Source organism: Micromonospora sp. NPDC005220 (genome assembly GCF_040607895.1).
Lineage (GTDB): Bacteria > Actinomycetota > Actinomycetes > Mycobacteriales > Micromonosporaceae > Micromonospora.
This window is the reverse complement of sequence record NZ_JBEXHP010000162.1, coordinates 1-9,744: the sequence shown is the minus strand read 5'-3', so window position 1 is coordinate 9,744 and position 9,744 is coordinate 1. Positions and strand designations below refer to the sequence as shown.

Here is a 9,744-nt window from a genome sequence, read left to right as displayed (position 1 = left end):
TCCGGCATCGCCAACCTCCACAACATCATCCTCGTCGGCTGACCACCGGGCCGGTGCCGGGCAACGCCTTCACCCAGTTACGAGACGTCCCTTAGGCGGCGTAGACAGCGGTGGCGTCGTCGCTGCGCTTGTTACGCGCCCACTTCATGCAGGACGGGTCGACGGCCTTGATGGCGCGGACTCGGCTGATCAGTTCGGTCGGGCCGTCGTGGGCCAGGACGTCGAGCACGTCGGGCCAGTCGAGCAGACCGAACAGGGCGACCAAACGTGCTGCTCCGTCGGTTAGCACGGCGACCCGTCGGACGCTGTCGAGCGGTACTTCTCCGGTAATCGCGTGCCGAGCGGCGAACGGGTCGGCCGCTGCCACCCAATACCCGCCGGGCTGGTTACGAGCGGCCAACTCCGCGTGCTTCATCCGCAGCAACGCCGCCTACTTCTCGGCCGATCCGAACGGGTGCCGGTCGGCCTCGTCACGTTCTGCACGGGCGGTCTTGTCCACCCGGTCATCAGTGATGACCTGGATGCCGTCGACAGTGTCGATCAGCACCGTGACGTCACCGAGAACGACGTACTCCAACGCCGTGTCTTTAAGTCGCAGCACCGCTGTGGCGGCCGAGGGTGTACCCGGGTGGCTGAGGTCGCAGGTGTCTCGGTGCTGGTCGGCGGTGAACCGGATGCCATACATCAGCGCGTTGACCAACTCCGAGTCACGATCGGCCGCCAGGCCGGCGAAAGCAGAGCCGAGCTTTGCCGCGTACCAAGCAATGCCGTGGACGCAGCCCGTGCCGGTGCGGCCCGTGGCACCGTCGAGAACCACGATCAGGTTCTCGCTGGCCATGGCCCAGTCCTCGTTGGGCGATTTCGGGTTGCCGGCCTTCGAGGCGGTTGAGACGCGCATCAGGCCACGCCTTCGCTGCGGTAGATCGGCGTCAGTGCGTCGACCTTCTTCACGACCCGCTTCTTCGGGTCGTAGGTGCAGGCGACCAGCAGCGAGAACCGCCGGTTCTTCACCTCGCGGTACAGCTCGTCCAGGTGGTCGTCCAGGTACTGTGTGACCCCAAGGGTGCCCATGGCGTGGATGCCTGCGAGGTAGAGGAAGGTGCCACGTCCATCAGGGCGGGGCAGCCGTCCCAGGTATCCATAGTCGACCGGCTCGCCGCCGTCCGACGGAGAGCGGAACTCCTCGCCGGTCTGTCGGTTCACGAGATAGACGCCGTCGTCATCGCTGCCGAAGCCCAGCTTCGGATCGGATGCGAGCACCTGCCCGACGAACGGCAGAATCCGGGGACTACCGACCACGACCAGGTTGGTGCGGTTCAGGTCGACCATGCCCGGCGGTGGGACCACCTCGTACTCCGTCTTCAAGCCCAGTCCCCGAGCGAGGTTGGACAGCTTCTCGTACGCGGCCAGCATCTCGGCGGAGACGACCGCGTACGGGTTCGCCTTGCCCGCCTCGAACTTGCCGCGGCGCAGTCGCCATGGACCGGATCCCCGACGCAGAGGCGTAGTCACTCAGTTAGTCACCCAGGTACGACAAAGGGGCCGTCTCGAACTTCCGAGATGGCCCCTCACCTGCGTCGGGACGGCCGGATTCGAACCGACGACCCCTTGACCCCCAGTAGTCCGGTGGCCCAGCGACATGCTCGCGCACGTTTGTCCAGGTCACCTCAAGCATAAACCGGCCGAGTAAAGGAGTCCTCTAATACCTCGCCACCGCTGTGCACTCCCCTGCTCACGAAGCATGGCCAGATCGCATGACGCCGGGGCGCCGCCGCGACGACCCCGACAACGGACTGGAACGAGCCGTGAGCACTCGGTGTAGGCCGATCGTGAGTGGTCGTCGATCGCAGTGTGGAGGTAGGCGTAGCCGAGCCGGGCGCCGCCCCACGCGTCGGTGGTGTGTGCGGGGGTGGCGGTGCGGTTAAGTTTGCCTTGAGCGCGGCTCTGGGTGCGCCAGCCGTCGCCGTCGGGGATGTTGCCGAGCTTCTTGATGTCGACGTCGACCAGGTCGCCGGGATGCGGGTGTTCGTAGCGGCGGATCGGCTCTCGGGTAGCCTGGTCGCGATGGGCCAGGCGGGTAACGCCCCGCACGCAAAGTTTGCCCGTTATTGCATGACCCTGGGTGGGCGCCAGCCTGACGCCCACCCAAGATCCTGCTTCAATTATCCATTCAGCATGGCCGTGTCACCGATTGACGATCTTGATAGAACCTGCCGGATTGAGCTCGATCCAAGTCTCGGCCACCCTGCGGTCAACGCCATTTATGTAAACATCGCCCCGCATTTCTCTTGGGTGATGCGGCGAGCGGCGCAGGTCTAGCGCGAGCTTTAGGGTCAGAACGGCAAGCAGCAGGATGAGCGATACTAGCAGCGTCGATCCGAGATGCTGCGCATCATTGCTCACTGAGTCAACGATGTGCACGATGATGATCAAGGCCACTGCAATGAGAGCTGCCGGAATCACCTTACGCCTTAAAATGGCCTCCATTCTGCACGTCTGGGCGAACCGCTTGGCCGTTGCCGCGTCCACCGGGAGGCTAACCGCCGTGCGGCCCGGCACATACCGACCAAGGCAGCAGGTGCGCACGACTGATGCCGCTTCGCTGCCATCGGTGATCGACCTTGGTGGAGGCGTCAACTCCCCGGCCGTTCGGCCAGCCAACCACACGTCGACTCTGGGTTGCATTCGTCCACCTCTCCGGGCCCCATAGCTTGTCTATGCGCAAAACTTGCGGTTGATCCCCCCGTATCCCCATTGGAAACTCCAACTCCTGTTAAACCACAGTCGGCCGTACCCGTTGAAGTACGCTCCTCGCTTTCGGGTGCACGCTTCGCTGTACTCCCACACCAACCAACCGATCACGGCGACTGCGAGGCCGAATGCCCACCCCGCAGGGCCAGAAAAGATGGCCGCGATTATGCCGGCAATGGTATATGCATATCCCCATCGCGTAGCATATTTGACGTCGCCGTGTGAGACGTAGCATTGGAAGTTCCGGTCGACGCGGTAACCTCCCCACGAGCCCCACCAGGTGTACCACTTGCGCGTACTGCCGCCGGTACGCCAGCATGACAGGTTTCCGGAGATATCGTCTTTGTTGACCGAGTCACCAGTGGCGTACTCGTATGGGTTGGCGTTGCCACCGTAGATGGCGTCTGTGGACAGGAAGCGGCTGGTGCTGGGGTTGTAGAGGCGGGCGCCCATGAGGATTGAGCCGTCGGGAGTGTCGGCGGCGCGTTGGTGGGTGCCGAGCCAGCCGTAGCGTCGGGTGCCGGCGTCGGCGGAGTTGCGGGCGTTGCCGTGTTCGTCGTATTCGCTGGTATAGGCCAGCCCGGTGCCGCTTTCGGTCATACCAGCGACGAGGTCACCGTGCAGATTGGTGATCTGCCAGACGACCCCGGTCGTGTTAGTGAACAGGCCGGCAATCCCGCCGAGCCCACTGATGGCCCGGGAATGCTTGCCGCTGCCCTCATCGGTCCAGCTTGGGCTGTCGCCGTCGGCGCCGTAGTGGTTGATTCTGGTGAGGCCGTCGGCGGTGTCGATCCAGGAGCGGATTCGGTTGGGCACGACGTCCGGGGTGTAGGTGGTGGTGCGGGTGCCTCGGGTGATGCTGCGCACCATGTCGTTGACGTGGTAGGTCATGGTGCTGCCAACGCCACCGGTGACCGCGGAGTCGATGGCCGGTTGGGTCAACGTGCGGCCCAGGGCGTCGTAGGTGTAGCCGGTGTCGCTGGTGCGGTCGGCGCTGTCGTAGCTCCACTCGCGGGTGGTGCTGGCGGTGGTCGTCTGGCAGGCGCCGCCTGTCTCCGGGCCAAATGCCGTCTGGCTGGTGGCGTTGGTGGCGGCGTCGAAGCCGTAGTTGCGGGTGGTGCATTGGCCGGCGACGGTATCCGCGACGCCGGTAAGCCGGGCCGCCTGGTCGTAGGTGTAGTTCTGCACGGACAGGGTTGAAGTGCGGCTGCGCCACTGGTCGTGAGCGCTGGAGGTGACGGTTTCGGTGTAGAGGGTGCAGTCGGACTGGCCGCAGCCCGGCTTGGTGTAGGTGATGCTGCGGGCTGCGCCGCTTTCGTCGGTGGTTATGCCCACCACGAGTCCATTGGGCCAGGTCTGGCTAACCGGGGTCCCTTCGCTGTCGAAACTGCCGGTGAAGGTGCCCGTCTGACTATCCGCCACAGACGTCGGCAGGCCACGTCGCTCAGCGCCACCGTCGTAGGTGTAGGTGCGGGTGCCCTTGCCGTCATTTTGTGTGGCTGGCCTGCCTTCGATGTCGAAGGTGGTAATGGTGACAGTGCCGTCGGCATCGGTGTATGAGGTCATTCGGCCCAAGGTGTCGTAAGCGCGGATGATTTCGGCTGTCACCGAGCCCGAGCCGTTGACCGTTTGGGACCGAACGGCCTGCCCGCTGGGCTGGTCATAGACGATGCGCCGCTTCTCGAGCGCCGCGCCCAATCCAGCCGCGGTCACCGAAGACTCCGATTGGCGGCCAGCGGAGTCATAGATGGCCTCGGTTCGCCGCAGCTCGCCCGATCCGGTTCTCGTCGACTGCACGCGTGGTTGCCCGTACATGTCGTAGGTGGTGACCGTGATCGGCAATTCTTGGCCGGACTCTGGTTGACCGCCTGTCTGGGTGCGACAGACCAAGCCATCCCACTCAGGCCGGTTGCCGCACTCAGGGTAGCTAGCGTTGGCCGCCGCGCTGTAGTAGATGGTGACCCGAGTTGCCGGGGTGGTGTCCACGCTGCCTCCGGCCGGGGCCGTGGTGCTGATCACGCGTCCTTCGTTGTCATAGCCAGTGCGGGTGACCAGGTCCAGATCACCCGGTGCAACGGTCATCTTGACAGGCTGGCGCACCGTCCAGTCGTATTCCGTGGTCTTGGTGCGGGTGTCCGCGTCCAGGGTCTGCCCGGCGCCGACGTAGTTGACTGAGACCCGTTCGGTGGTCGCCAGTTGATAGGGTCCGCCGCTGCTTGGTGCCCCTTCGTCGTAGGTGAGCTGGGTGTGTTGCCGACCGCGCACGACCGTGCCGGAGTCGAGCATCACGTCATGTTCTGGCCCGAAGGTTTCCAGCAGCAACTTTCCGTCGAAGACGCTAAGGGTGGCGAGTTTCGCCGCGAGCTGCGCCTCGGCGCTGGCGTTATCGCTGGGAGAGGCGTCGAGTGCCCGCTTTCGGTTGCCCGAATCGAGTTGGCCTGCGAGGTTGCCCGACGCGTCGTACCAGACTGTCGCGATGTGGCCGCCTGGCTCAGCGGCATTTACCGTCCTCGCATTGGCGTCCAGATAACTGACCCTGGCCCGCTCGTAAGAGCCGGGCAGTGTGCCGGTGGCAGGGTCGCCGGTTGGCACCTGGCTGGCGGGGAAGATCGCCGTGGCGTCGGTCGGCGGTTCCGCCTGGCCCCACCGTGCACTCTGGCTGGCGGAAAGATCATATGGCGCACCGCTGCCAGAGATTGGGACCTGATAGACCACCGTCTCCACCGCCGTGCCGGCGGCGAGGGCTGACCGGGTGACCTTGTGCAGACGTCCCTTGCCTGGGTCGTTCGGCACCGCGGTGTAGGAGAACTGCCAGACCTGTTGGGCCGGCGGGGTTATCGAGACGATAATCCCGTCGCCGTTGTAGTAGTAGACAGTCCGCAACTGCTGGGGTACACCACCGCTGGTGTAGTCCAGTCGGGGATCGGAGAAGGTCCGCAGTCGGCCGCCGCTGTCGTAGCTGTAGCGGGCCAACACGACCGTCCGCATCGCCGGAGTCCCCAGGTCCGGGTCCCAAGCGGTGTAGGAGATCTGCTTGATTCGGCCCGCAAAGTCGCCCCAGGTGCCGTCAGCCAGGCCGGTGGCTGTCGTGGCGGTGGCGTAGGTGAAGGTTAACGCTCGGCAACCCTTGACCAGGGTGGTACAGGTGACGCCTGTCGGGACCGGTGCCAGCATCCGCGTCGGCCGCATGATCTCGTTGGCTCCGACGGTGGCTTTCTCCCACGAGTACGTGGTGGTGTTACCCGAGCCAGGCGCGATGGCAGCAGTCGGCGTGTAAACGTTGGCCGGGTCGGTCGAGGTGCGGCTGAAGGTAACCACATTGCCTGAGCCGTCGGCGAGGGTGAAGGTGCTGGTAGCTGAGTTGAACGTCAGTCTGTTGGCTTCTGCGCCAACTTGAGCCTCATAGTTCACACCCGCGCTGTCGATCTTGGTGAACCCGATTGTCGAGTCGTCTGGCAGTTTGACCTGCACGAGGCTGCCGTAGGTAGTTAGCCGGGTATACGGCGCTTTTGCCTCCTCTACTGCCAGACCGGACACCCAGCCGGGCCCGAAGAGCGGATCAAGGCCCTGCGGTTGCCGGCTGTTAACGGTGCGTGAGATTCCCAGACCTGATGCCGAGACGTCCGACTGCGAGATTTGGTAGTTGCCGGTGATTAGGTTGACTTCGCCTGGGCCGACCTGCGCGGTGTCGGCCGAAGCGAGGTTGCGGTCGAACCGGAACTTCACCCCGTCGGCGGGTGCGCCGTTGCTACTCAGGTTGAAGTTGGCCCGTACCTGCACTGGGCCGTCCCGCGGGACGCTCGCCGCGTCGACCGAGGCCAGGGTCCCCGCGACATCCCAGTTCAGCTTGGGTGCCACGCCAGAGGAGAGAGCGACGGGCCAGGTCACCGCGCCACCGCCGACCGCGTAGGTGACGTGCGGGGCAGGGATGGTGACCCAGGCGTCCGAGCTGGCCCGGCGCCATTGATAAGTGACATCGACGAAGGAAGGCGCAGCGGTCGAGCTGAGCACCGCCTTCGCCCCGCTGACGTCTCCTGCCTTCGGCGACGTGATCGCTCCAGCGCCGACCTTAAACGGGTAGTTGCGCAGGGCGGTTACGTTGCCAGCTGAGTCACGGGTACGGACCCAGACGGAGTGCCAGCCGGGGGTCAGCGGCTTGATGCTGACGGTTGCCGGAGCCCCGAGGGACGGCGCGTTCACCACCTTGTTCGGCGGCTGCACGTCGAGGCTGTACTCGTAGGCGGCGGCGTCGCTGATGCCGTTCGGGTCGAAGGTGAAGTCTCCGGCGACATTGGCGTCACCGCCCCACTGGTTTTCTGGGTAGGCGGTTGAGCTGACGATCGGTGGGCTGCCGATCGAGGTGTCCACGGTGAACTCGCAGAACGTCGACCAGGTGCCGTTGACCGTGCCGTCGTTGCCACGGACCCGCCACTTGTAGGAGGTGTTGTGACTAAGCATGGCGGCCGGCACGGTGGTGTTGAACGTCGAGCCGGACGCTGCGGTGCCGGTGATCGCGCTACCGAGCTTGGTGCTACCGGACAGCGTCCACCACTCGAACTCGGCCTTGACCGTCGATCCCTCAGCGTCGGAGATGACGGACCTGAGCTGCGGGATAGCCGTGTTGACCTTAGGCCGGGACGACCCGGTCACACAGTCCGTGGCCGGCACCGTCGAGCGCGTGCCGACGGCCGGGTACGAGTTGTAGTTCACCACCGCGTACGGGACCTGGCTGTTGTCGACCGCGTTGCGGGATCGGAATTGCTTGAAGCTGTTGGTGCTCGTCTCGTCGGTGCCTCGCACGCCCATGTACGCGGTGGGCTGGCTGGCAGTGGCTGCCCGCTGGAAGAAGTTCGTGCCGCTGATGCTCACCCAGCCGTCGGCGCACGTCGAGCCGCCCTTGGTTTGGGTAGAGGTGGCCTCTTGCTGTACCCAGGCCGGCTGAGTACCCCATCGGGACGCCGAGGAGGCGGCACCGGTGGTCCAGATCTCCCACGAGGTAGCCGTGCAGGTGTTCGACCAGAAGTTCCAGAAGTTCACCGTCGCCGAGGTAATTTGCTTGCCCCGCAGAGCCGAGACGCCCCAGTTGACGAACGCCCGAGCCTTGACATTCGGTGAGCCTGCCAGCAGGCCGAGGTGGAGGTCGGTCGCCCCACCCCGGTCAACATTGTCTCCCTCCTTCACGTACGTGTCGAACGTGGTGTAGAGGGGATTGACCTGCGGATCGATGGTTACTGGATACTGGGTAGCCGGGTCCTTGAGCCAGGCGAGGTCCGGGCTCAGCCGCATAGTTAGACCATCCGAATGCCCCGACCGCGCGGCGAGCCGCTCGGACTTAGCCGGCACGACCCTCCGCCGGGCCGGCTCTTGAGTGCCCGGGGTCCGCCGGGCATCCCACATCTCCGGCGCCGGAACGGCCGCGATCGGCCGACCCTTGGCGTCCTTGAGCAGCAGCGCTCCGGAGCTGTCCTGACTGAACGAGGAGAGACCCTTGCCGGTCAGCGGAAATGCCAGCGCAGGAATCTGGTCCACCGCTTGCCGGTTCTTCACGGTCAGGAACTGCGCGAAGCCGGTCCTGGTGGCCTCCACCACCAGGTCAATGCCGGCGGCCACCTCCGGGTAGGTGGCCCTGTTGCCCGCAAGCACCGGCACAGGCAGGGCACCGGCCCAGCCCATACTTAGCCGTCCGTCGCCGACGCCAACCGCAGCCAACTCCCCACCGCCCTTGCGGGCACCAGAGATCCGCAAGTCCAGCGGGTGTGCCAGGGCGCGAACCGAGCCGTCCGCCTCTGGTTGCAGGGTGAGGTCAACCGGCACCCATTGGTTATCCCGCCGCAGCCGGACAGGGCCGGTGTGGACAGTGGCCTCGACCTGACCATTGGGCTGGGCGACATACTCCGCGGTCTCGCTGGTCATGCCGGTAATCCGGACCCGCTTGCCGGTGAGCCGCGCAGTGACCAGCGCGGCCATCTCGTCCGGGCGTTCCAGCACCTGCTCCGGAGCCTTCGCCGGCGCGGCCTGCACCGGCTGCCTGGGCACGTCGGTCAAGGTGACGGCAAGCACCGATGCCATGCTGGCGAGAGCGAAGCGACCCAGCCTTGTTCGGTGAAGTCTGGAGATGTGGATCATCGAGACGATTGGTGCGCGCCGATGATGACGGGGCTGTTTTGAGCGCACAGGGGCCACTGACGGCCCTCCTCGGGGTCGATTGAACAATGAGTAAGCCCGCACGATACGGGCCGTTATTAATCTTGGTCAATGGCAACTTTGTGTAACGCTGCTGATGATCCACTCAGCGGTCGCCGATCCTTGACGCAAGATGATCATGGCTTCAACCAGCGACCATGCCTGATCAGGACCATGGCCGGTCGCCTCCACCTGTCGCAAGGCTGGGCGGCAGCCCGGGAGGTCACCTGTTGGGGCAACACTCTGCCGTCGACGTAGCACGCCTGCTTCGCAAGGCCCAAGCCACCCACCCTCACTACCCCTTGCGCTCTCAAGCGATCATGATCGCGCCGGGCGGGACAGAGCGTTCGATGACGACACCGTCCTGCACCGGAAGCGGTTCATGAGACCTGCGAGGTCTGCGCATCAGTGGAAGCAGAGAGGCAGTGATTGATCGTGACACTGCCCGACGCACTCAGGCGATGATGAAAGCGGGGATTTAATGAGGGCAAGGATTTGGTGGCAAGCGTTCACTGCCGCCCTCGCCGCTACTCGCGGGCGTACGGCCGCAGAGGACAAGGCGCTACGGGCGGAACAGGCACGTGGCGTAGATCGCCTTGGCCGCGAAGTAGTTGAGCGCGAAGGTCGCAGGGGTGATGGCGCCCAAACTAACCTCTCGGTCGTTAGATCGCGCAGGCCGCAGTAGTCCTGAAGGCCTTCAGCCATGGCGGGGGTATGAGCTTCCCCCGCTTTGATGGAGGGGTGGTTACCTGCTGCCGGTCGGTGCAGGGGTGACGATATCTGGCTCGGTCTGGCTGGTCTGTTGGTGGT

At 65.0% G+C, this 9,744-nt stretch carries 5 protein-coding genes and 1 pseudogene; all 6 read right to left on the bottom strand.

Annotated elements, in window-relative coordinates:
- Positions 1-91 precede the first annotated feature (91 nt).
- Positions 92-265, bottom strand: coding sequence for a hypothetical protein (locus ABZU52_RS30440; RefSeq protein WP_354974382.1), 174 nt, complete (start codon positions 263-265; stop codon positions 92-94).
- Between the two features lie 165 nt (positions 266-430).
- Positions 431-898, bottom strand: coding sequence for a hypothetical protein (locus ABZU52_RS30435; RefSeq protein WP_354974381.1), 468 nt, complete (start codon positions 896-898; stop codon positions 431-433).
- A complete protein-coding gene (locus ABZU52_RS30430; RefSeq protein ID WP_354974380.1) occupies positions 898-1,512 on the bottom strand; it encodes a sigma-70 family RNA polymerase sigma factor in 615 nt (204 codons plus the stop codon). Before ABZU52_RS30430 ends, ABZU52_RS30435 begins: the two co-directional genes overlap by 1 nt.
- Positions 1,513-1,812: 300 nt before the next feature.
- A pseudogene (locus ABZU52_RS30425) lies at positions 1,813-2,085 on the bottom strand (IS481 family transposase); the annotation flags it as partial.
- 99 nt (positions 2,086-2,184) lie between these two features.
- Positions 2,185-2,529: a hypothetical protein gene (locus ABZU52_RS30420; protein ID WP_354974379.1), complete on the bottom strand. Its 345-nt coding sequence runs from the start codon at positions 2,527-2,529 to the stop codon at positions 2,185-2,187.
- A gap of 186 nt (positions 2,530-2,715) precedes the next feature.
- Positions 2,716-8,877: an RHS repeat-associated core domain-containing protein gene (locus tag ABZU52_RS30415; protein ID WP_354974378.1), complete on the bottom strand. Its 6,162-nt coding sequence runs from the start codon at positions 8,875-8,877 to the stop codon at positions 2,716-2,718.
- Positions 8,878-9,744: the final 867 nt, after the last annotated feature.